At 55.1% G+C, this 22319-nt stretch carries 20 protein-coding genes and 1 tRNA gene; 5 read left to right on the top strand and 16 right to left on the bottom strand.

Features of this window, described 5'->3' with window-relative positions; all coding sequences use genetic code 11:
• Nucleotides 1-82: 82 nt before the first annotated feature.
• Complete coding sequence (locus tag AC16KF_RS09010; RefSeq protein WP_484036977.1) at nt 83-589, top strand: DUF1684 domain-containing protein; 507 nt, start codon at nt 83-85, stop codon at nt 587-589.
• A gap of 215 nt (nt 590-804) precedes the next feature.
• Here the strand turns inward: AC16KF_RS09010 and AC16KF_RS09005 are convergent, their stop codons facing one another.
• The 11 genes from AC16KF_RS09005 to AC16KF_RS08955 form a co-directional block, all read right to left on the bottom strand.
• A complete protein-coding gene (locus tag AC16KF_RS09005; protein ID WP_484036976.1) occupies nt 805-1095 on the bottom strand; it encodes a hypothetical protein in 291 nt (96 codons plus the stop codon).
• A gap of 37 nt (nt 1096-1132) precedes the next feature.
• Nucleotides 1133-1771 (bottom strand): RNA polymerase sigma factor, encoded by a 639-nt coding sequence (locus AC16KF_RS09000; RefSeq protein WP_484036975.1) that lies wholly within the window; start codon nt 1769-1771, stop codon nt 1133-1135.
• Between the two features lie 154 nt (nt 1772-1925).
• Nucleotides 1926-1999: transfer RNA gene (locus AC16KF_RS08995), tRNA-Val, on the bottom strand.
• 88 nt (nt 2000-2087) lie between these two features.
• A complete protein-coding gene (locus tag AC16KF_RS08990; RefSeq protein WP_484036974.1) occupies nt 2088-3221 on the bottom strand; it encodes a peptidoglycan DD-metalloendopeptidase family protein in 1134 nt (377 codons plus the stop codon).
• A gap of 75 nt (nt 3222-3296) precedes the next feature.
• A complete protein-coding gene (locus AC16KF_RS08985; protein ID WP_484036973.1) occupies nt 3297-4565 on the bottom strand; it encodes an MFS transporter in 1269 nt (422 codons plus the stop codon).
• A 146-nt stretch (nt 4566-4711) separates the two neighbouring features.
• A complete protein-coding gene (locus AC16KF_RS08980; RefSeq protein ID WP_484036972.1) occupies nt 4712-5383 on the bottom strand; it encodes an SOS response-associated peptidase in 672 nt (223 codons plus the stop codon).
• Entirely contained in the window at nt 5383-7278 is a 1896-nt protein-coding gene (selB, locus tag AC16KF_RS08975) for a selenocysteine-specific translation elongation factor (RefSeq protein ID WP_484036971.1), read from the bottom strand. Before selB ends, AC16KF_RS08980 begins: the two co-directional genes overlap by 1 nt.
• A 103-nt stretch (nt 7279-7381) precedes the next feature.
• Nucleotides 7382-8578 (bottom strand): hypothetical protein, encoded by a 1197-nt coding sequence (locus tag AC16KF_RS08970; RefSeq protein ID WP_484036970.1) that lies wholly within the window; start codon nt 8576-8578, stop codon nt 7382-7384.
• A 40-nt stretch (nt 8579-8618) separates the two neighbouring features.
• Nucleotides 8619-10022: a proton-conducting transporter transmembrane domain-containing protein gene (locus tag AC16KF_RS08965; protein WP_484036969.1), complete on the bottom strand. Its 1404-nt coding sequence runs from the start codon at nt 10020-10022 to the stop codon at nt 8619-8621.
• Entirely contained in the window at nt 10019-10612 is a 594-nt protein-coding gene (locus AC16KF_RS08960; protein ID WP_484036968.1) for a hypothetical protein, read from the bottom strand. The genes AC16KF_RS08965 and AC16KF_RS08960 overlap by 4 nt, the downstream gene beginning before the upstream one ends.
• 1 nt (nt 10613) lies before the next feature.
• Nucleotides 10614-12173: a hypothetical protein gene (locus AC16KF_RS08955; RefSeq protein ID WP_484036967.1), complete on the bottom strand. Its 1560-nt coding sequence runs from the start codon at nt 12171-12173 to the stop codon at nt 10614-10616.
• Nucleotides 12174-12552: 379 nt separating this feature from the next.
• Here AC16KF_RS08955 and AC16KF_RS08950 point away from each other — a divergent pair, with 379 nt between their 5' ends.
• Both AC16KF_RS08950 and AC16KF_RS08945 read left to right on the top strand, forming a co-directional pair.
• A complete protein-coding gene (locus AC16KF_RS08950; RefSeq protein WP_484036966.1) occupies nt 12553-13815 on the top strand; it encodes a DUF3048 domain-containing protein in 1263 nt (420 codons plus the stop codon).
• A gap of 18 nt (nt 13816-13833) precedes the next feature.
• Entirely contained in the window at nt 13834-14658 is an 825-nt protein-coding gene (locus AC16KF_RS08945) for a PD-(D/E)XK nuclease family protein (protein ID WP_484036965.1), read from the top strand.
• 25 nt (nt 14659-14683) lie between these two features.
• Here AC16KF_RS08945 and AC16KF_RS08940 read toward each other — a convergent pair whose 3' ends face one another.
• From AC16KF_RS08940 to secG, 5 genes are all read right to left on the bottom strand, one after another.
• Nucleotides 14684-15568: a phosphodiester glycosidase family protein gene (locus tag AC16KF_RS08940; RefSeq protein ID WP_484036964.1), complete on the bottom strand. Its 885-nt coding sequence runs from the start codon at nt 15566-15568 to the stop codon at nt 14684-14686.
• Nucleotides 15569-15807: 239 nt separating this feature from the next.
• Nucleotides 15808-16686 (bottom strand): DUF1385 domain-containing protein, encoded by an 879-nt coding sequence (locus AC16KF_RS08935; protein ID WP_484036963.1) that lies wholly within the window; start codon nt 16684-16686, stop codon nt 15808-15810.
• 93 nt (nt 16687-16779) lie between these two features.
• Nucleotides 16780-18153: a dipeptidase gene (locus AC16KF_RS08930; RefSeq protein ID WP_484036962.1), complete on the bottom strand. Its 1374-nt coding sequence runs from the start codon at nt 18151-18153 to the stop codon at nt 16780-16782.
• A gap of 86 nt (nt 18154-18239) precedes the next feature.
• Nucleotides 18240-19937: an ABC transporter substrate-binding protein gene (locus AC16KF_RS08925; RefSeq protein ID WP_484036961.1), complete on the bottom strand. Its 1698-nt coding sequence runs from the start codon at nt 19935-19937 to the stop codon at nt 18240-18242.
• 99 nt (nt 19938-20036) lie between these two features.
• On the bottom strand, nt 20037-20258 hold the full coding sequence (gene secG / locus AC16KF_RS08920) for a preprotein translocase subunit SecG (RefSeq protein WP_484036960.1): 222 nt from the start codon (nt 20256-20258) through the stop codon (nt 20037-20039).
• A 173-nt stretch (nt 20259-20431) separates the two neighbouring features.
• Between secG and AC16KF_RS08915 the strand changes: the two genes are divergently transcribed.
• Nucleotides 20432-21514 (top strand): CehA/McbA family metallohydrolase, encoded by a 1083-nt coding sequence (locus AC16KF_RS08915; protein ID WP_484036959.1) that lies wholly within the window; start codon nt 20432-20434, stop codon nt 21512-21514.
• 114 nt (nt 21515-21628) lie between these two features.
• On the top strand, nt 21629-22171 hold the full coding sequence (locus tag AC16KF_RS08910; protein ID WP_484036958.1) for a P-loop NTPase family protein: 543 nt from the start codon (nt 21629-21631) through the stop codon (nt 22169-22171).
• Nucleotides 22172-22319: the final 148 nt, after the last annotated feature.

Below are 22319 nucleotides of genomic sequence, written 5' to 3'. Positions count from 1 at the left end.
CACAGGGAAAGTAATTGTGCAAGAGGGTGTAAGAATTTGGCTCATGCTCCATTCTAGGAACTACAATCACACGGAGGACCCAATGAGCGAATTGACAGAATTTCGGAAAGAAAAAGATGAATTCTTTGCGCGGCATCCGCAAAGCCCGCTGACCCCGGAACAAAAACACGATTTTCACGGACTGAATTATTTTGAAGAGAATGCCGCCTTACGGCTTGAGGTGAAGGTGGAGCGTTTTTCCGAACCGACTCCGATGGCGATGCAGACTTCCACCGGTGGGGCGCAAGAGTATGTTCGCTATGGGCGCTTCAAATTTCAAGCAGACGGGCAGGATGCCGAACTTACGATCTATCAGGCGAGTTATGGTTTTTTTCTGCCATTCGTCGATTCGCTCGCAGGGACGGAAACCTACCCAGCCGGGCGTTATCTTGAGCCTGAGCCGTTGCCCGGCGATCGCTTCCTGGTTGATTTCAACATTGCCTATAACCCGTATTGCGCCTATAACGAGATGTGGTCGTGCCCAATCACGCCGGGCGAGAATCGACTGAAGGCGCCGATCCGCGCGGGGGAAAAATTGTTCCACCCATAATTACCTTGCACAATGCTTTTTGGATATAGACCCTTGCGTCGCCCGCAAGGTCAGGTGAAAACGCTGATTTCGCTGATCTACAAGAAGGAAAAATCTGCGTTTTCAGCGTGAATCAGCGTCCTGTTTTGGTAGTGTAGGGTAATCAAGTTCCACCCATAAAACGACAGTTGACTATCCCTGGACAAATCAAAACCGACAGGCGCGCGCCTGTCGGTTTAATTTTCTTCAGTCTTCTTTACCACGTCGAGCAGCGCTTCGTATTCTTCACAGCAATCGGGGCATAGGTCGAGGTGGTCGCGGATGAGAGGCATGAGGCGCGCGGCGTCTTGGCTGTGCGCTTCCTGCTCCACGTATTCATCCAATTGAGCGTAGATTTCATCGCAGGTGAGTTCTTCTGCGGGCAGATTTTCCAGCACGCGGAGAAAGCCGAGCACAGCCTCGTGGGGGAGTTCCTGTTTCTTGCCTAGGTTGGCGCGGACGCGGTTGACAAGGTCTTTGATGTTCATGGTTCCGATTGGTTTGACGGTTGGGCTTGAGGCTATCTTACTTTTGCTCGAAAAGGGCAAGGACTTCGTGCGGGGCGATGTCTTCCATCGAGAGTCGGCTTTTGAGGCGGACGCGCGCGTCGTGCAAAAGTTTGTACAGGGCGTTGCGGTTGGTCTTGAGTTTTTTTGCCGCGTCTTCCATTGGCATGTCGCGCACGCCTAGCAGGATGAGCGCCTCGCGCTGACGGTCGGTTAGTTCTTCCTCGATAATACGCCGGACATGGGTCAACATATCCGCGCGTTCCGCCGAAGTTTCGGGCCCGGCGTGGGTGTCTGCGAGCAGTCCGGGCGGGGGAGGAACGTCTTCATTTTCCGTAAGTTCATCCAACGATGAATCGCGCCAGCGTTTGCGCCGCAGTTCAGTCAGGGCGATCCGCACGGCGATCTTGTGCACCCACGTGGTGAATTGACTGCGTCCCTCGAAGGTGCCGAGTTGGTCGAGCACGCGCAGGAGGGTCTCTTGTGTGACTTCCTCCACGAGGGCATTAAATTGTGGTTGGTCGGGAGACAGCCAGCGCGACAGGGCGTAGGGCAAGCCTTTTTGAATCACCGCGCGCAGATCTTCGAGAGCGGTTTCGCGTTCCAATCCCGATGCCCTGAGTTCTGCGAGCCATTGTTCATTCGTCCGTGAGGTCATGATCGAAAATTATAAAGCAAGTTTGAGTTGTTTTGTCGCATTTCTTACTACTCTCTTATACATTAGGAATGACGCAGTTGAACCTGTTGCGCGCCAACTGCGTAAGTCCTGCACAAAACAAAAAACGAGTCAAACCGACTCGTTTTTTGTTTTGTGGGCGCTAAGGGACTCGAACCCCTGGCCTCATCTGTGTGATAGATGCGCTCTAACCAACTGAGCTAAGCGCCCTTTCTTGTTGCGGGTGACGGCATTATAGCCGAGATAAAGTTCTTCGGCAAGACGCTATTTGCATACTCGCTCGTGTGTGGTTCCTCCATTATGGCGGCGGCAGCACATCCCACGGGTTGACCCAGGATGAGATGGCGCGGATCTCAAAATGCAGGTGTGAACCGCTTGACCGCCCTGTGTTGCCGATGATGCCGATCAGGTCTCCCTGTCCGACGCTTTGTCCGCACACCACGCTGATTCCGCTGAGGTGCGCATAGAGCGATTGGAAGTTATTCCCATGATCCACCATGATCATATTGCCGTACCCGTAGTTGTTCCAGCCCGCATACACGATCACGCCAGCGTCTGTGGCGTATGCGCCTTCGCCCTCATTGCCGGCGATGTCGATACCCCAGTGATTTGTGCCGGGCGAATAATCGAAACCGGAGCGGGCGTGCTGGCTTGCGGGCCAAACGAATGTTCCAAAACCTACTGCGCCTCCGGTCACCGGTTCGCATGCGCCGGGTCCCAACACGCGCGCCGAAGCGGGGTTTTCGCGCGTCACCCCGAGCGGGGCGCTCCATGAAATGAACTCGCGTTTTCCGCCCGGCACGATCAGCCAGGTGCCCGGGGCAATGTTGGGAGCGGCGAAGTCGCCAACGGTGGCGGGATCCAGCTCATTCGGCGCGTAATTGATGATGTCTTCCGGGGTCACGCCATAATATTTTGCCACGCCGTTCAACCCCTCGCCTTGTTGCCATTCATGATACGTTCCATTGACGGGGAGGATACTCAATTCCTGCCCGGGCTTCAACGAGTGCGGGTTATCGAGTAAGGTGTAATAGTTGCTCCAGAGAACGGTTTGCGGTTCGAGCCCGTAATTTTGGGCAATGCCAAAGATCGTATCGCCTTCGACAACCGTATATTCGATCACCTTCTCGCGCGGACGCGAGGGGATCGTGGTATGCACTTGCGCAAGACGCGGAACTCCGCCGAATGAATTTTCCCCGCCGATGGATTCGATTCCCGCCACGATGACAGGCGCCTCAGTTGCCTGAGAGAGCGCCTCAGCCCCGGCGGGAACGTTCTGCGCGAAGAAGCCCCGCGCGAGCCAGATGACCGCGCCGATCAACGCGATCGACAACATCAGCGTTCCGATGCGAAAGAACGATTCACCCAGCCCAATGCCGACCAGTGTTTCAGTAATGCGCGCGAACACCCCGCGCTTTTCGTTATTGCTCATAGGCGTATGCTCAAAATTATCATAACACGTTCAAAAAATCGAAGTCAACCACGCCGCTCGAACGCTAACCTGACGTTAAGCCGCCGACCTGCGCGCGGCGGGGAAAAACAGCTGAATCCCGCCCAAACCGAATAAGCACACCACTCCGCAGACCATGGCGGTGACTGGGAGCGAAAGGTTTTGCGTCATCCAGCCGATCAGCAAACTCCCGAACGGCGCGATGCCCTGAAACGACCATAAGTACACGCTATACACGCGCCCGCGCAAATCATTTGCCACTTGTGTTTGGAGCAGGGTATTCATGGTGGCAAATTGAGTCACGCCGCCCCAGCCCATGAGCGCTACCAGCGCGACTGCAAACCAAAACCGATTCAAAAATGCGATGCCCAACAATCCGACAATGAAAGCCGCTTCTCCCAAAACGAGCCGCGCTCCCCTCTGATGCGCGGAATTGTTGAACGCGATCGACAAAGCCGCCGTGAGCGCGCCAGACCCCAGCGCGAGATACAACGCGCTATTGCGGGCATCCACAATGGATTTGGTGTCGCCGACCTGCGCAAGAACATCTTTTGCCAGCACGGGGATCTGTTGCATGACCGGCATTCCGAAAAGTCCCAGTATGGCGGCGAGCAAAATGATTGCCGCGATATTGCGATGCGCGAGAATGTACCTGCCTCCATCCAGAAAATCACGGGCAATCGATTGATTCGACGGAGTCGGTTCCACTCTGTGCATCAACCGAACCGAAAACAAACTGATGAGTATCGCCCCGAAACTCAAGGCGTTCAACAAGAATATCCACCCTTCTCCGTTTGAGGGCAGAATCAAGAGCAAGGGCGCCGCTAGGGCAGGACCAAGCACACGCGACATGTTGAAAGCCGTCGATTGCAACGCGATGGCATTGGGCAAAAGGTCCCCGCCAACCAGTTCGATCAGCATGGATTGCCGCGCAGTGATCTCGAAAGTGGTGGCGATTCCCAAGACCATCGAAAGAACAATGATATGCCAGATTTGGATTCTTCCGGTCAGGGTAAGAACAGCCAGAACGAGAGTCTCGATCATCATCACTGCCTGCAGAATCATGACCGCTTTACGTTTATCCCACCGTTCGACTAACACGCCGGAAGGAAATGCCAGAAAAAAAGTAGGCAGGGCGAATGCAAACCCGATCACGCCCAAATCGAGAGGGCGCCCGCTGAGGCGATAAGCGAGAAGAGGCTGGGCAGTGTTCTGCATGGATGTTCCCACCAGCGAGAGCAAATGTCCCAGCCAGAAAATCGCAAAGTCGCGCGAGGTCAGCGCCGGGAATCGCCCGGCGAGCGATAATCGAATTTGATGAATCATAACGCGGATCGCACAGCGAAATTCATTTTGCGCCCTTGCCGCGCTCGTCGGGGCGAAAGAATGAACTGTGAGAACTCCCTATAAAATTTCGGACTCCTCTGCGGCAGAGGCTCTTTTACCGCGCCTTTCCGAAGCGCGCTTACAGGCTACTTCGCCGGCGCGACCAGTTCGGGCTTATCGTTCGACGCCTTGTTGACCAGCGCGCTGACCGGGTATGCATCCATCATCTCGGCGGGGAAAGGTTTGATGATGGGAAGCAGTTGGTCGGGTGTTTGCGGCGAAGGGTCGAGCCATTTGGCGTAGTCGCGCGGGTGCACGATGACCGGCATACGGTCGTGGATCATTTCCATCAACTCGTTTGGTCCGGTGGTGATGAGCGCGCAGGTTTTGATCGAAGACCCATCCGGGCTGTTCCACGTATCCCACAAGCCCGCAATGGCAAACGGCTGGCGGTCCTTCATGTGGATATAAAACGGCGTTTTCGTTTTCTTGCCGGGTTGCGCTTTCCACTCGTAAAAACCATCGGCGAGCACCAGACAGCGTTTGTATTTCAAACTGCCGCGAAACGACGGCTTTTCGGCAACCGTTTCGCCGCGCGCGTTGATCAGGCGGGCGCCAATGCCGGGGTCTTTCGCCCACATGGGAATCAGCCCCCACACAAAAAAATCTGCCTTGAACTTTTCCGTGTTCGGGATCGCCAGCACAGGCTGGGTTGGCGCGATATTGAATCGCGGCGCAAATTTTTTCGGAAATGTATAGTTGCCGAATTTTTCCTGTAATTCAGCGGGGTCAACCGTCAATGTAAATCGTCCGCACATTAGTTCCTCAACTTCCTGAAATCGCCATCGCGTTTGGTAAAGCCGATCGCGTCAAAATGTTCGAGCAAAGCCTGCGCATACTTTCGGCTGGTGTTGAATGTGTCTCTGACTTCCGCGAGCGAAATTTTACCGTGTGTCTCGATACTGCGCTTGATCTTTTCCTTCATGGAATCATAATCGGATGCGCGAAATATGACATCGGCTGACACCGGCATAAATTCGCCGAGTTCGATCAGCGCGTTAAGGACATCCTCTCCAACTTCTGCCTGGCAATCCTTGACGCTCGGCGGGCTGAACGGATTTGCCTCAAACTTGCGCTTCATTTTCTCAAGTGTTGCCTGCTCGCCCGCCGTGAAGCGGACCTCATGCCCCGGCAGGGAAATCGTTGAGGCGTGATCCACGATCGAACGCTCGGCGCCCATTCGCGCAAGAACAGCGTTAAAAATACGCGGCGTCACCTTCAATTTGCTTTTGAGTTCTTCGCGCGGTATGCCGCGCCGCAGTGGAAAAGACTGATGATGCTCTTCAACGAGGCGGGCGATCTGTTCGCGCAGTTGACTCCAATGCTTCATTGTGCCCGCGAGAATTTCACTGTTGGCTGTGAGTTGCCCGCTTTCGAGAAGCACAAGGGTATTCCTATTCAACAATTGCGGCAGTGAATCTTCGGCGATGCGCGCATCCAGCCGCGAGCGCAAAACGATTTCTTTGATGGGCGCGATGCCGAGGGCGTTCGCGGCTTCGAGTAGAACCTCTACGGGCGAGCCTTCTGCCAGCGACTCCAATGATCGCAACACGGATTCGTCGAAGCGTTTATGCCTGCCCTTGGGCTGGTGATCCACGATCCTGCCGCCGCCTAAAGTTTCGCCGGGCGACGGGCGCCGCAGGATATAACGGTCGCCGCGCGCGGCAACGACCGGCTCGCGTAGTTCAAGTTGTATCCAACCTTCGCTACCGGGCTGTACCTCTTCGGTTCCCAACAATCGAACTGTGGCAATTGCCTCGCTTGCGCCGACAAAGAATTTGACCTCGTCGTTGTGTTTCAAGCCTGTCGTCGCATCGTTTAGTATTCGGATTCGCGCGTCGAGTCTGCGGGCAGGTTGATATTGATTCGGACGGGCGAGCACATCTCCCCGGCGGACGGATTCCGCTTCCACGCCGGAGATGTTCACTGCGGTGCGCGAGCCAGGGATGGCGATGTCCTCTTTTTTCTTGTGAGTTTGCAAACCGCGCACTCTTCCTTTAATTCCGGTGGGCAGAATTTCAACTTCATCGCCCACCTTTAATTGCCCATCGCTCAAGGTGCCGGTGACGACTGTGCCGAACCCGCTCATGCTAAAGACGCGGTCGATCGGCAGGCGGGGACGGTTGAGATCGGGGCGGGCGGGTTGACTTCCCAGCAGAGATTGGAGATTGGAAATTAAATCATCGAGTCCTGTTTTTGTCCTGGCAGAAACGCGGACGATGGGCGCGTCGCGCAGGGCGGTGTCCTTCACGATGGCGCGAATGTCGGCTTCGAGCAGATCAAGCCACCCTGGGTCTGAAGCGAGGTCGCATTTGGTTAGCGCGATCAAGCCGGCGGGAATCTCCAGCAAATCCAAAATGGCGAGATGTTCTTTTGTTTGCGGCATCACGCCCTCATCTGCGGCGATGATGAGGAGCGCGGCGTCGAGTCCGCCTACGCCTGCCAGCATGTTTTCGATGAAATCGCGGTGACCCGGCGCGTCCACAATACCGATCTCTTCTCCGCCTGGCAGGGTGAGCCAGCCAAAGCCAAGTTCGATGGTCATTTCGCGCGCCTGTTCTTCTTTGAGGCGGTCGGGATGTGTGCCCGTGAGCGCGGCTATGAGCGTGGATTTTCCGTGATCAACGTGACCGGCTGTTCCGATGACTCGCATGAAAATAAAATCTTTCCACCCTCGTTACACCAGGGCAGGTTTTTCGCTTTTCCTGACCATGAAGGATGAAAGAGGAATAACATGATGAAAAATTGAGATTGCTCTATTTTTTACTTTTTTTCGCAGTTTTGCCGTGACCCATAATGCGCTCATACGCGGACATCCACTCGTGCGCCACGTTCATCAATTCCTGAAGTTGTTGCTCGGTGGCATCCGTCGTTTGGTGGACTTGGTCTTGTATGGTTTGGATCGATTCGACCAGCGGGTCGATGCGTTCCTCCAACTTTTGCATCACGCGGCGGACATCTTTTGTGCCTTCGTCTTGCGAGAGGGTGTAGCCCGTCCAACGTTTCTGGTCGTCGGCTTTGAAGGTTACCCATTCCTGCCGCAGGCGGTCTTCGGTCAGGCGTTGCATTTCGGTCACTTCGTTGATACGTCGTTCGAGTTTGGTGTTGAGTTCGTTGTAGGTCTCCTGCGCTTTCTTCGCGGAGCGCAGGGTTTCCTCGAGTTGAAGGATCTGGTGATCGAGCGTCTCGGCTTGTTGTTTCACCGTGTCGAATTTTTCCTTCCATTCTTTGTAGGTGTGTTCGCGGTCGATCTGCGCAACGGTCTGGCTTTCGATAAATACGGTCTGCGCCCTCTTGCGTTCAGATTCAGAGAGCATGAGTTCGTTCATGCGACTGTCGATGGTTTTCAACCCGTCTGCGCTGAGGTCTGCCTTCGCGCGGGCTTCGTCGATTCGTTTGCGAACGGCGGTCAACTCGCCGTGCAGGTCGGCGACTCGTTTTGTGTCTTGTTTGCGCGCCTCTTCAAATGCTTTTTGCGAACGCAGGGCTTCATCGGCGGCGCGGACGGCGTTGTCGATCAGGGGGGGGAATTCCTTGATGGCGAGTTGCAGGCGGGCATCTTCGTTGGGCAGGGCTTTGAGTTGCCTCTTGATCTCGGTAAGGTCGGTGGCTTTTTTTAACGCCTCGAGCGATTTTGTCAGCGGCTCCAAATCCTGGGCGTGTCGCTTGATCAATTCCTTTTCGCGTTTCTCGATCCGTTTCTCAACCGTGTCGATCGCCTTGTTCATATCTTCGCGTTGTTTGGCGAAGATCGAGTCGAATTGGTCCAGCCGCGCCGCGGTGGATGCGACATCCGCGATCTGTTTGTTCAGCGGCTTGATCTGTTTGGCAACCGCGTCGATGTTTCCCTCTAACGCGGCCATGCGTTCTTCGAGCGCGACGATGGTCCTGCGTGTTTTACGATGCTCGTCATCCAGCCAGGCAATGCGTTTTACGATCTGTTCAAAATCCATAACTTCCTCCGAAATCAGGCAGGATTATACCGTAGCCATCCTAACGACCCAGATGCTCGAACATCAACGGGAGTTGCGCGAGAAAAACTTGCACGGTCTGTGGGAACAACCCCAGGATGAACAGCCCGATCATCCCCAACCCAAGCATGATCATCTGCGGGAGGTTTTCGCGCGGTTTCCAACTGGCGAACTCATCTGCCATCGCGAACACCGCCAGCGAACGAACGGCGCTCACCAGAAACCCGGCAATGCCAATGCCCATCCAAACGGCAGAGACGGAGGATACGCGCGAAATATTTTCCCAAAGAGCCAGGCGCGGCGGAAAACTTGCCAGGAGGGGGAACGCGCCTGTGGATAACGTGGCGAGGACGATTCCCGTTGCGGCAAACGGCGTATTCCTCAACATGCCGCGTGTGGAGGAAAAGCGCATCGTTTCGGCGTTTTCCTTGATGATGTTCAGCGCGAGCGACCATAAGGCGAGAGTTAACGCGCGCGCGGGTATCAATAAGAACAGGATCGGGATACCCAGCCGCGAATCAACGCTGAGCGCCAGAATGGAGAGCCCGGTTTCTACGACAGACGCATACGCCATGATGCGTCCGAAGTGACGTTGAAAAGCCGCCCACAGCCCGCCTGTCGTTACCATGAGCAAGCCGGCAAATTGGAGCGCTGAAATGAGTTGCGGCGAGGAGCGTATCCACGAATAGCGGTCGAGGAACCCCGCTCCGAAGAGGATCGTGATGGTGGGCAGAATCCACAACAGGAAGCCGACCGTAAATGGAGACGACTCCTCCATTAGCATGGGAATCCAGTTGTATAGAGGGAAGATTGCGAGCAGGAACGCGAAGCCCAGTCCCAGCACCGAAGCGGATTGCGCCGCGAGAGCGAGGTCGCCGGGGCTGGCTTCTACGCCGGCGAGCAACCAGCCTGCCAATAAAATGAACGGCATGGCAAGCGTCTGATAGATCAAGAATCGAACGATGCCTTTGCCGGGCGTTGCATACAAGGAGGAGAGCATGGGTATCGATATGAGTATCGCCATCTCGATAAATAATGCCGCATAGAGGAACGGTTGCACTGCCAGCGCGGCGACCATCAAAGCGGTGACCATGAGTCCGACGGGTACCACGCGCGCTGAGCGCTCAGCCGCCAACGACCCAAAAAACCAGAGTGATGAGCCGGCGTAGATCAACGCGAGTAATGAACCCTCGGCGGGCGAGATCAAGAGCGCGCGCCCAAGGACGGATATGGACGAATCGATTTTTACGGAGAATTCTCCAACCCGCAACGCCGTTTCGATCGGGACGAACTGCGCGATCAGCGCGAGGAGAACGGCAAGCGTTCCTCCGAGCGCGCTGATGGCGCGCGCGTTCCGGATGAATAGAAGTAGAACGCCAAACCCGAGCGGTACGAAGATCCAAAGCGTGGGCGCGTTTGTGGTCACAACGCCTCCGGTTCACGGTGTTGCGAAGCGATCATCAAGTATGAGCCGACCAACGCCAGCCCCAGGTTGATGACCACTAGCAGGGCAACCACCAGCGCGGAAGTTTCGACGGAGGAGTAGATGATTTCAAAACCGGCAATGACGGTGAGCAAGCCCTGTGTTACGCGCAGGATTTGCGCAGTGATTCCCAGGTGAAGTAACCCCAAGCCAGCCAGCAATAATCCGCCCGCGGTGACTGCCGCGCCGGCATCAGCCATGATGTTGTTGATCGAGGGCGTTGCGCCTGCCACGATCAAGACAACCATCCCTGCGGCGAACAGGCTGAACAGCCTTCCGCGGGGCCAGAGATTTTCCTCTGAATCATTTTCTCTCAAGTCAGAGCGTGTCATGCCGAGGATCGCGGAGCACATCCACCCGGTCACCACTTTGACAGAAGCCATGCCAAGCGGCAAATGGGGGAGGAGCAGGATGAACATGGCGAGATATTGCGCGGCAAGAAAGGTGATGCTGAGCCGCCAGTCTCGCGCGATGAGTAATCCTACCGAGGTGACGAGGATGACAACGACCGCAACCCAGACAAGGATATTCATCTCAAGGAATCCTTTGAGTGAAGAAAGAGATGAAGAGGGCGAGGAAGAGCAAGGTCCACATAATACCGCCGTCGCCTTCGAGGATGTTCGAGAAGGTATTGCTCAGCCTGCCCAGTTGGCGATATATACTCCACACGGATTGATATAGCCAATCGAGCCACGTCAGGTTGGCGGGGCGCACCCAATGCGCGCGGACCGGGTTAAGGATGCGAATACGTGGGGTGAGCCAGATCAAGCCGACCGTGAGGGCAGAGGCGAGGAGTCCCGCGATCACGTTGCCAAGGTGAAGCGAGCCGTCCCAGCCGAACCATCCTAGAAAGACGATCACCGCCAACAGTAAGATGATTCCGATCGGGTAGATGTTTTTTCCCCACGGCGGTTGGTCTTCGTAATATTCGCGCGATGTGGGTGGGCGAAGGATGTGTCGGATAAACCCGGACATAAGCATGGCTTGCGCAAGCAGGAGCGGAAGCCATGCGAGGAGGAAGCCGGTTCCGCCGGCCCAGCCGCTGGCGGTCAGTGAAAATGGGAGGGTGGAAATTCCAAACACCGCGACCCATAGCGAGCGCGTGAGCCACTTGTTCGGCTCAGAGGATAAAAATAAAACGCCGCCGCACAGGATGAGCGCGCAACTCCATGCCGCCGCGCCGATGGGATTTGAGCGCAAGGCGGCGGCAACTGCCAGCGAGCCGACGCCGATCAACCAGAACGGACGACCTGTTAATTCATCAGGGGCGCGCAACCACATCCACCCGCCATATAGCGCGGCGAAAGCGATGATCATAAGAATGTGCGGGGCGAACGGCGAAGTAATGCTGCCGGCGGAGATGCGCGCCAGCAATATGAGGCTGGAGCCGGCGGAGATCATCCGCAACACGGTGCCGAAGCCTCGTCGTAATGCGGACCGGCCGGGATAGGGAAGGTGAAGAGGCAGAACGCCGATCCGTAATGCCGCGGCAAGCGGGAGAAATAAAGAGGCTTGCGAGGTCAATGCGTGGAAATCGAGCGCAACCCCTTGAGCCGCGCTTGACACATTTGCCCACAGCAAAACCATGACGCCTGTGATGCGCGCCGCGAATGAAACCACGACTCGCTCGCCCAGCGCTGGCTCCTCGACAAAACGTAGTTGAACGATCAAGTCGACGAGATCGATCGCCGCCCAGATCAACGCCAGCGTCACCGGGTTATTCGCGACAGCGGCAAGCGTTCCCAGCGAGCAAAGCGCGAGCGCGCCAACCCAACTTAACGCGCTGGGAAAATTGCTCCTTACCACCGATGTGAGGATCACAGAGAATGTGAGCGTGATCATGCTTAGGGCAAACATCCAGGCGGCCGAGTCGGTGACGAAGGTTGGCGATTGAGAAAACAACGAGACGGGTTGCCAGATCAGGAATTGCAAACGGTCCGTCTTGTTGATCCATGCGAAAACGCTTGCCCATGCGAGAAACGATCCGCTAACGGCAATCAACCATGTGTAGCGGGCGGCGGGTAAAAAAATCCGCACGACCAACACCAGCAGAGCGGTAACGAGAAGAATGCCAACTGTGATGAGAATGAACATGCGACAGGTATTTTATCAGGTTTGACCCGCTCGTCTCTTTAAGGGAGCGGCTATTTGGGCGCGCAAAGCCGCGGAGTCCGCAGAGAATCTGAGATTTTTCTACCTACCTGACAGTTTTAAAAATGGGACGCAGAATAACGCTGATCAACGCGGATTTTTCAAAAAACGGGCAAAAAAAGTTTTTATCGGCGTTTTCAGCGCGCTTCGCTGTCAGCGTCCAAAAAAGGAAAGTGTCGGGTAGTTTGAGATTTTTTCTCTGCGGTCTCGGCGTTCTCTGTGGCAAAGAGGGTTTGCGCGCTTGTTTCGCCACTCCCCTCTTTGATAGGGAATTGAAACGAGCGGGATTTGCATCAATACTTATTTGTTGTAAAATCCCGCCATGCGTTTTTTACACCTCGCCGTGATTTCCGTGTTGCTTTTCCTTACAGGTTGCAATGCGGCGGCAGATCATGTTTCTGCCGAAGAGATTTCCTCCCCAACGCCTTTTCAACCCCTGACGAATAGCGCTTCAGACACCCCTGCTTCTGATTCGGCTCCCACACCGGTGGACCTGCCCACGCTCGCCCCGCTTCTGCCCACGCCGACCCCGTTCCTCATCCTGCCGCAATACATCCCCGCCGATGCGATGGTGCCAGCCTTCACTGTGACCTCCACGTTGAATCCATTAACCGGCTTGCCACCCGTCGACCCGGCTTTGTTACAACGCCGTCCGATGGCGATCAAAGTGGCTAACTATCCGCGCTACATGCGCCCGCAATCCGGTCTTACGCTTGCAGACCAGGTTTTTGAATACTACATCGAAGACGGTTTGACGCGTTTCATCGCGGTCTTTTATGGCAACGATTCGGAATGGGTGGGACCCGTTCGCTCCGGGCGTTACTTCGATGAGCATGTGCAGCGCATGTATCACGCCTTCCTGGTGTTCAAATTTGCCGACCCGCGCGAATTGGGATATTTTCAAGGGAGCGAATTTGCCGATCTCTTACTCACGCCGACAAACGGCTCGTGTCCGCCCTTCCACTTTTTAACGGAACGCGAACAGACGGTCGAGCCGTATAACAATTCATATTTCAATACCACCCTCATGGCAGATTGCGCCTCGCGCGGCGGAAAAGACAACTCGCCTCAGATTATCCGCGATGGGCTGTTCGACGCCGCGCCTCCGCTGGCGGGATTGGGCGGAATCAAAGTCTCCACTTTCTACTCCGTCGATTCATATCATTACTGGCTCTACAGTCCGCAAGACCAGCAATATTATCGCTATCAAGAAACCGCCGATGTGCGCGACGGCAAGGAAGGCTCCTTTGCGCCGCTTGTAGACCGCGTCACATCGCAACATGTTCATGCGGCGAATGTGGTCGTCATGCTTGCGTATCATTCTTTCGCCAATGAGTACGATGAAGACGACGAGGTCTTCAAAATCGACATGACAGGTTCTGGCGAAGCCTACGTATTCCGCGATGGAGTGGGGATACCGGCAAAATGGTATCGGACCAACCTAGACCAGCCGCTCTACTTCGCCACGCTGGATGGCGCGCCCATTTACCTGCGACCGGGCATCACATTTTACGAAGTGATCGGCTCGCGGTCGTTCGTCGATCAAGCCAGCGGTGAATGGAATTTTCGACACGACCCGCCGTAATTGGCGTATCATTGCGACATGTCTGCCTTCCAACTCGCCACTCTCTCCCAATCCTCCCTGCAAGATTACGTGGACTGCGCGCGGCGCTTCCAACTCCGCTATGTGGAGCGGCTTGCCTATCCCGCCGTCGAGTCGGAGCCTGCGCTGGAGAATGAACAGCATCAGCGCGAAGGAGAATTTTTCCATCGCCTCGCGCAACAATATTTGGTTGGCATTCCGCGCGAACAGGTAAGCAAACTGGCGAACACGCCGAACCTGCAACGCTGGTGGGGAAATTTTTCAAACGCGATAGACCTGTTAGGTTTTAAAAACCTAACAGGTCTCTACCCCGAAGCCACCCTCTCCGCGCCTCTAGGAAACTTTCGTTTGCTCGCCAAATACGATCTCATCACCCTGCACGAAAACAAAGCGACGATCTACGATTGGAAAACGTATCGCAAACGTCCGCGCAACGAATGGCTCGCCGCGCGGATGCAGACCCGCGTCTATCGCGCGTTGCTCGTTCACGCGGGCGCGCATCTCAACAATGGGCGTCCCTTCGAGCCTGAACAGATCGAGATGGTTTACTGGTTTGCGGATTTCCCCAACGACCCCGCGCGATTCGCGTACACGTCCGCGCAATATAAACGGGATTGGGACTTGCTCCTCAAACTTGCGGATGAAATAAATTCCGCTTCTTCCTTCCCTCTAACTGACGACGCCACCCGCTGCCTTTATTGCCCTTACAGATCGTACTGCGAGCGTGGAGTCCGCGCGGGAGAGGCGGGCGAAGCCGAAGCAGAGACAGAAGCGGAAGAGTTATTCGACGTCAACTTCGAGCAGGTTGGGGAAATTTCTTTTTGAAGCGTGGGACAAATTTAAATTTGTCCTACGGCACATACACCCCAATGTGGTTTGCAACAGGGCGTTCTCGCCCGGGGATGTAATTATCAATCGGGGAATTGAGGATCACAGGCTCGCCGTTATCGCCCTCGATCACCAGCGTGGACGACCCTCCCCCATCGAGACTCATCGCAGTGTACACGCCTTGATCAATCAGCAGTTGCGCAAGATCGGAAAATGTGATGCCCGAGCTGTAAAACGGCTGGCGACCATCCACGACGATGAGATACACATATCGCCCATTTTTGTTTAATCCAATCGCCGTGCGCGGATCGAGTTCGGAATCGTTGAGTCCAGCCAAGGGCTGACCTTGCAACACGATCATCCTATCGCCTGAGATCGCGTTGTAGACTCGGTTCGGCTTGTCGTTAAAACTGAACGCGTTGCGGCGACTGATGTACAACGTGGGACGTTCACCCTCATCCAACTCGACGCCCTTCCAATAATCGTCACCGCTCGATGCCGCGAACCCCAGCGGCGCGACGGGATCGCCCACATGGGGATAATAATCCGCAGGACCGCGCGACCACCATGGAGTAAAGCCATCGCCGTTGATGGCGATCTGCACGCCGAACTCATCGAGGAATTGCGATGTGGTTCGCGCATTTAGCGGTGTTTCGCTTTTTGAGTCGGCAGGTGTGATGAGAAATTGAATCCCCTTCGTCTTTGTGTCAATCTTGATGATGTGCGCGATCATCGCGTTGGGAAAATATCTCACCACGCGCTGATATGTCACGCCTTCGTAAAGGGTTTCCTTGGCGGGAATGGGCGCGGGTCTATTTCGTCCGAGGAAAACGAAATACGCTGCCACGAACAGAACAACCGCTGCAATGATCGCAACGCTAACCCTTGCGATTTTTCTTTTCTTCATAGTTGGGATTCTCAAAACGAAGCCAATTACTATTTACCAATTAGGCTCTACCGTTTTTAACGGGAAACCTTTTTTTCAAACACAAAGGACACGACGGTCACAAAGGAAAACCCAAGGAATCTAGGCTCTTTTTTTTGCCTTTGTGTACTTTGTGCCCTTCGTGGTGAAGCTCTTTCCCGTTAATTACGGGAGACCCACCAATTACTAATCACTGATAACTGATCACTTCTTCACTCACCCTACACCACTTCCCCCTCCGCCATCCTCATCGTCTTAAACGACTCAATCGCCACCTCCAGCATGGACGTGTCGGGTTCGCGCGTGGTTAACGATTGCAGGGCAAGATTCGGTTTGATGATGAAACGCACGAAGGGGTTGGTCAAATTGTTGGCGGTCCAGCGGATGAATTCCACCGCAAGACCCGCAATGACAGGGATCAACAAGACGCGGCTCGCAAGTCGCCACCAAAACTCCATGTCGCCAAACAGACTGTGAACGAGAATGGATAACAGAACGAACGTCAGCATGAACGCCGTGCCGCAACGCGGATGCTCCAGCGGAAATTTCGCCACGTTCTCAGGTGTCAGTTCCACACCCGCTTCATAAGCATTGATGGTTTTATGTTCCGCGCCATGATAGCCAAATAGACGTTTGACATCGGGCATGAATCCAATTCCCCAAATGTAGCCGACGAGCAGGACGAGCCTCACCAAGCCTTCCAGCAAATTATGCGCGAGGTTATGCCAGCCGAGATAATGTTCCGCCGCGCCGCCGACACTGGCGGGAAGAAGTATAAATAACGCGACCCCAATCGCCAGCGAGGTTGCAAGCGTGAGATACAACGCGGGACCTTCGAGCTTTTCTTCTTCGCCTGTTTGTGTGTTGGCAGAAATGGTCAGCGCGCGCATTCCCAATCCCAGCGCGTCCCATAACAGGATCGTGCCACGCAAAAACGGAATCTTCGCAATGCGCGAACGATAGACCGCCGCGAGACTTTCCTTGTGAACGACGATGTCCCCGTTCGGCGCGCGCATGGCAATGGCGAACGCTTTTTGTCCGCGCATCATCACGCCTTCGATGACGGCTTGTCCGCCGTAGGTAATGATCTTATCTTCCATTTTTTTTGATTCACCACGAAGGCTTGCGAAGAACACAAAGGAAAACCTTTGGGTTTAAAACCTTCGTGACCTTTGTGTCCTTTGTGTTAGAAATTATTTCAAATTGTAGATCGTATGAACCAGCGCATCAATACCTTTGCGCCACGTGGGCAGGTGCAACTTTTCATTCGGCGAATGCGCGTTATCTTCGGGCAGACCAAAGCCGGTCAATACCGAGTCCACGCCGACGTATTCCTGCAACTGCACAACGACGCCGATCGAGCCGCCCTCGCGTTTGAACAGCGGACGCTTGCCCCACGCTTGTTCGAGTCCCTTCGCTGTTGCCTGCACGCCCAGGCTGTCGCGCTCCGTGATCGCCGCGCCCGAGCCGGTGATGATCTTCACCTCCGAGCGGATCGTCTTTGGCGTGTTGGCTTTTACATATTTGATCATCGCCTTTTCGATCAACTCCGGCGTTTGGTCTGGCACGAGGCGGCAGGATATTTTCGCCATCGCCCACGCGGGGAGGACAGTCTTCGATCCTTCGCCGGTGAAGCCTGACAGCAAGCCATTGACCTCCAACGTCGGGCGAATGCTTACCCGCTCTTCGGGCGTGTACTCGGGTTCGCCCCACAACGCCGGGACGCCGGTCATGTTGATGATGTCCTTTGGCTTGATCGGCAAGCGCGCAATTTCGGTGCGTTCGGCTTTGCCCGCCTTACGTACTTTGTCGTAAAAGCCGGGCAAGGTGATGCGTCCTTTTTTGTCGTGCATGCCCGCGATCAATTCGACGAGCGCTTGCGCGGGGTTGTGGATCGTCCCGCCGAACAGACCGGAGTGCAGGTCGCGGTTGGGACCGTACATGCGGATTTCAAAATACGCAAGACCGCGCAATCCGTACGTGATGGTCGGCAAGTCCGCGCCGATCATGCCGGCGTCGGGGTTGATACAAAAATCCGCTTTGAGCATCTCGGCATTTTTCTTGATGAACTCGCCGAGATTCTTCGAGCCGATCTCCTCTTCGCCTTCGATCAGCCATTTGATGTTCACGGGCAATCCGCCCGTCCGCGCAACCGACTCGACCGCCTTCATCGAGGCGATCACTTGTCCCTTCATATCGGATGAGCCGCGCGCGTATAAATTTTCTCCGCGCACTTCGGCTTTGAACGGATCGGTTGTCCACAGATCGAGCGGGTCAACGGGTTGCACGTCGTAGTGACCATAGATGAGGACGGTCGGCGCGTCTTTCCCCGCTTTGAGCGACTCGCCGTAGACTGCGGGATGCCCGCCCGTCGGCATGACGCGGACGTTATCCATCCCGATTGATTTCAATTGCGCGGCAGTCCATTCTGCGCAACGGAGCGTATCCGCGTTGTGTTCGGGGCTGGTCGAGATCGAGGGAATCGCGAGGAATTGTTTCAACTCCTCAATGAATCGTTCATTGTTCTGGTGAGCATATTCAAGCGCGGTTTGTCGTGAGTCGGTCATTGGTGGTCTCCGAATATTGATCGTGTTGTAGTGGCGACTTCAGTCGCCCTTTTCACATAACGACTGTAGTCGTTACTACGGTTTTATCACGGCGAAGGGGTTTCTGTTACATCTTGCAATGCGCGGCGCGTTAGCAAAAACCATTGAGTGAAGGTCGCAAATCGGTCACTGGGATCGTATAACGGCGCAACCTGCGCGCCTTGCACTTGCGCGTCCACGCCATACGAGTAAACAGGAATGTACAAAGGCAACGCGGGCAATTCTTTTGCAAAGATCACTTGAAAGTTGCGATACAAACGCGTACGCAATGAATAATCGGCGGTGACGCGCGCTTGCTCGAGATATTCGCTCGCTGGACGATTATCCCAACCGGAGTAATTTTGTCCGCTGGCGGCTTCGGCTTGATGCCAGAATGGGTAGGGGTCGGGGTCGGGGGTGTGGGAAAGGTTGAGGTCCACGAGAGCAGATTGATAGGCGCGCGAGGCGAGCGCATTCAAGACAAGTTGTTCGTAGGGCATTGCTTGCAATTCCACGCGGACTCCGATCTTCGCCCATTGGGTTTGAATCGTCTCGGCGATCTGGGTGTGAAGCGCGTCGTCTGGGTGCAACATCGTGAATGTCATCGGCGCGCCGTCCTTCGAGCGCACTTCGCCTCCGCCGGCGGGAATCACATATCCTTCGGCTTTGAGAATGGATGCGGCTGTTTCGGGATCGTACTCGAAATGATCGGTGCCGTCAAAAAATGCCCATGAACTCGGCAGGATTGGGCTGTGGGCGATGATCGCCTGCCCTTGAAGAAATTTGTTGACGATGAGGGACCGATTCAATCCCAGCATGAGCGCGCGCCGCACTTTTGCGTCTTGCAAAAACGCCACCTCGGGGTTGGTGAGGTTGAATAGGACGAAACTAATCTGAGGCAGTTGACTGGTGTACACCGCAAGGTTCGGCTCTTCGAGAGCGGCGAACAGTGAATCGCCTGTGAGGCGGCTGACTGCCAACACATCGCCTTGATTGTAGGCGTCTAGCGCGTCGGCGGACGTGTCGTAGTACCGGAACACCACTTGCTCGATGTAGGGCGCGGCATTGTAATATTTTTCGTTGATCGTGAGCACTACGCCGCTGATCCGACTTCCCTCCACAATGAGGTGATCGAACTTGTACGGTCCCGTGCCGACCGGCTGGATGTTGAATTGCGCGTCGGGCATTTGCTCCGGCGGAATAGACTCAAGCAAGTGTTTCGGCAAAATGCCAAAGGTTAGATAATCCATGAACGGAACGTACGGTTCAGGGAGTGTGAACTTGATGTTTTTGTCGTTGAGCTTGGCGACCTCGATGCGCCCCCAAAGATCTTTGATGTCCTGCGGCACAAGCGACCCCGCGCTTTTCATGCGGTCGATCGTGAAGAGCACATCGTCGCTGGTGACCGGAGTTCCATCGTGCCAGGTCGCATTCGCGCGAATGGTGAAGTTATACACCGTGCCATCCGGCGCGACGCCCCAAGCCTCCGCCAGGTCGGCGCGCGGAATGCCGCGCTCGTCGAAGCGGACAAGCCCGCTGAAGATGAGACGGTTCACGTCGCGGTCGGCGGAGTTGTTCCAATCCAACAGCGGGTTCAACCGCCCCAGCGACCCGATCAACGCCTCGGTATACACGCCTCCCTGTTCCGGTTGCGAGACGATCGGTCCGCCTACGGTGGTGTCCTGCGATTGCTGGCTGAATAGCAACACAGCCGCGATCGCCAGCGTCACGAGAACTACCAGGATTTGCCAGCGTAATTGTTTCATGCTTGGGGAAATTTGGTCATACAAAAAGAAAGGCTCGTTCTATCCCGCGCGCTCTGCCGCGCGGATTCAAACGGGCCCTTTGCGAGAGTGGATGTTGGCTTACGAGATGATCAACAGCGCGATCACAAGCCCGAAGAAAATAACGCTCAAGACAATTGTGACCCAAAATAGCGTGCGCTCGATACCGCGGCGGGCGGTGAATACACTGCCAGCGTCGGCGCCGGTCAAGCCGCCCAGCCCCGCGCCTTTGCTCTGCAAGATGACGCTGGTGATAAGAAGCACTGAGATTATAATCAGCGCATAGTCCAAATATACTTCCATGAATTACTGCCTCCTTTTATTAAGCGGGGTCATTATACCCGCTGGGCGGAACATACGTCAAACCGAGGTCACAGGAGAGAAACTTTGAAGATGCCACCCATAGCCACAGAGCGCGCAGAGACCTCTGAGAATTTTCTCAAAATCTCTGCGGTCTCTGTGGCTGGATTTTAAACATGCAAGAGATCATCGTCAATTTACACATGCACACGCGCTACTCCGACGGGAGCGGCGTTCACAAAGACATTGCCGATGCCGCGATTCAAACCGGGCTGGATGCGGTCATCGTGACGGATCACAACGTCCTCGTGCGCGGCGTGGAGGGATACTACCGCTTCAATCGCCCCTCGACATCGCTCAGGACAAGGGGCGTCCTGCTTCTCGTTGGGCAGGAAGTACACGACCAAGCCCGCGCTCCCCAAAAGAATCACCTCCTCGTCTTCAACGCGGAGCGCGACCTCGCCACCCTTGCCGAGAATCCGCAAACGCTCATCAACGCGGTGCGCGACTCAGGCGGGATATGTTTCATCGCCCACCCCAAAGACCCCGAAGCCCCCGCCTTCCACGAAACGGATATTTCATGGGAAGACTGGGACGTTCAAAATTACACGGGCATCGAACTATGGAATGGGTTGAGCGAACTCAAAACCGTCGTGCCGACAAAATTGCACGGATTGTTTTACGCATTTTTTCCGCAATTCATCGGGCACAATCCCATCCGCGAAACACTCACCCGCTGGGACGAATTGCTCTCGCATGGACGCCCCGTCGTCGCCATCGGCGGCTCGGACGCGCACGCGATGCACATGAGCATGGGACCATTGCATCGAGTCATCTTCCCGTATGAGTTCCACTTCAAAACCATCAACACACATGTGTTCATCCCTCAGCCGCTGACGGGCGACGTTCCCACCGACAAGAAAATGATCTACGACGCGCTCGCGGCAGGACGATGTTTCGTCGCGTACGACCTGCCCGCGCCGACAAAGGGATTCGTCTTCAAAGCCAAAGGACTCGAACAATCCGCGATCATGGGTGATGAGATTTCCGTCAAAGGCGGTGTCACACTCCACGCGCATACGCCCAAGCCAGCCGATATTCACCTCCTCAAAGACGGTCAACGGATCGGCGTGTGGAAAAATTCCTACGCCGCTACGCACAACGTCAACGAAGCGGGAGTCTATCGCGTGGAAGCCTATCGGAATTACCTTGGCAGAAAACGCGGCTGGATTTTCAGCAATCCGATCTACGTGAGGTAATTCTTTTTCAACACAAAGGGCACGAAGAGCACAAAGGAAAACCAAGGGAAGGCTGTTTGCTCATCGTTCGTCCAACCTTAGTGACCGTTGTGTCCTTCGTGTTAAAAGCTCCTTATGGAATCGTTCCCCTGCAATCGTCTCGTGGTTATCGGCACAACGAGTTCAGGCAAATCCACCCTCGCAGAAAAAATCGCCAAGCGATTCGATCTCCGCTTCATCGAACTCGACGCGCTTCACTGGGAGCCAAACTGGCAGGAGGCTCCGCTGGACGTGTTCCGCGAGCGAGTGACAAAAGCAACGCAAGCCGAACGGTGGATCGTCGCGGGGAACTACAGCGTCGTCCGCGATCTGGTGTGGGCGAAAGCCGAAGCGGTCATCTGGCTCGATTATCCGTTCTTCCTTGTTCTGCGACAACTCACCCGCCGCACGTTCACTCGCTGGTGGACTCAAGAAGTCCTTTGGGACAAAAACATCGAGCCGTTTTGGGTGCATTTCAAACTCTGGTCAAAAGATTCGCTGTTCCATTGGTTGTTCGCAACCTATTGGCGCAGAAAAAGGGAAACGCCAAAATTATTGTCACTGCTAGAACATCGGCATTTGACATTGATCCATTTCAAACATCCGCGCGAAGCAGATGAATGGCTGGCGAGACTATAATAAAATCACAAGCATGTCACTCTGAGCGCCAGCGAAGAGTCTCTACGTCGATGTCGTAGATTCTTCGCTCCGCTCCATTAGACTTGAAGTAGTATTGGAGTTGCCAAACAAGGGCTGAACAAGTCTAGAGCCGCTCACGAGGCAAACG

The organism is Candidatus Defluviilinea gracilis, from assembly GCF_057138825.1.
Note: the sequence above shows the minus strand (reverse complement) of the source record. Positions and strands in the feature narration are given on the sequence as shown.

Coding starts and splice junctions, on each gene's coding strand:
- AC16KF_RS09010 (WP_484036977.1), top strand. CDS start 83: ATGAGCGAATTGACAGAATTTCGGAAAGAAAAAGATGAATTCTTTGCG.
- AC16KF_RS09005 (WP_484036976.1), bottom strand. CDS start 1,095: ATGAACATCAAAGACCTTGTCAACCGCGTCCGCGCCAACCTAGGCAAG.
- AC16KF_RS09000 (WP_484036975.1), bottom strand. CDS start 1,771: ATGACCTCACGGACGAATGAACAATGGCTCGCAGAACTCAGGGCATCG.
- AC16KF_RS08990 (WP_484036974.1), bottom strand. CDS start 3,221: ATGAGCAATAACGAAAAGCGCGGGGTGTTCGCGCGCATTACTGAAACA.
- AC16KF_RS08985 (WP_484036973.1), bottom strand. CDS start 4,565: ATGATTCATCAAATTCGATTATCGCTCGCCGGGCGATTCCCGGCGCTG.
- AC16KF_RS08980 (WP_484036972.1), bottom strand. CDS start 5,383: ATGTGCGGACGATTTACATTGACGGTTGACCCCGCTGAATTACAGGAA.
- selB (WP_484036971.1), bottom strand. CDS start 7,278: ATGCGAGTCATCGGAACAGCCGGTCACGTTGATCACGGAAAATCCACG.
- AC16KF_RS08970 (WP_484036970.1), bottom strand. CDS start 8,578: ATGGATTTTGAACAGATCGTAAAACGCATTGCCTGGCTGGATGACGAG.
- AC16KF_RS08960 (WP_484036968.1), bottom strand. CDS start 10,612: ATGAATATCCTTGTCTGGGTTGCGGTCGTTGTCATCCTCGTCACCTCG.
- AC16KF_RS08955 (WP_484036967.1), bottom strand. CDS start 12,173: ATGTTCATTCTCATCACAGTTGGCATTCTTCTCGTTACCGCTCTGCTG.
- AC16KF_RS08950 (WP_484036966.1), top strand. CDS start 12,553: ATGCGTTTTTTACACCTCGCCGTGATTTCCGTGTTGCTTTTCCTTACA.
- AC16KF_RS08945 (WP_484036965.1), top strand. CDS start 13,834: ATGTCTGCCTTCCAACTCGCCACTCTCTCCCAATCCTCCCTGCAAGAT.
- AC16KF_RS08940 (WP_484036964.1), bottom strand. CDS start 15,568: ATGAAGAAAAGAAAAATCGCAAGGGTTAGCGTTGCGATCATTGCAGCG.
- AC16KF_RS08935 (WP_484036963.1), bottom strand. CDS start 16,686: ATGGAAGATAAGATCATTACCTACGGCGGACAAGCCGTCATCGAAGGC.
- AC16KF_RS08930 (WP_484036962.1), bottom strand. CDS start 18,153: ATGACCGACTCACGACAAACCGCGCTTGAATATGCTCACCAGAACAAT.
- AC16KF_RS08925 (WP_484036961.1), bottom strand. CDS start 19,937: ATGAAACAATTACGCTGGCAAATCCTGGTAGTTCTCGTGACGCTGGCG.
- secG (WP_484036960.1), bottom strand. CDS start 20,258: ATGGAAGTATATTTGGACTATGCGCTGATTATAATCTCAGTGCTTCTT.
- AC16KF_RS08915 (WP_484036959.1), top strand. CDS start 20,432: ATGCAAGAGATCATCGTCAATTTACACATGCACACGCGCTACTCCGAC.
- AC16KF_RS08910 (WP_484036958.1), top strand. CDS start 21,629: ATGGAATCGTTCCCCTGCAATCGTCTCGTGGTTATCGGCACAACGAGT.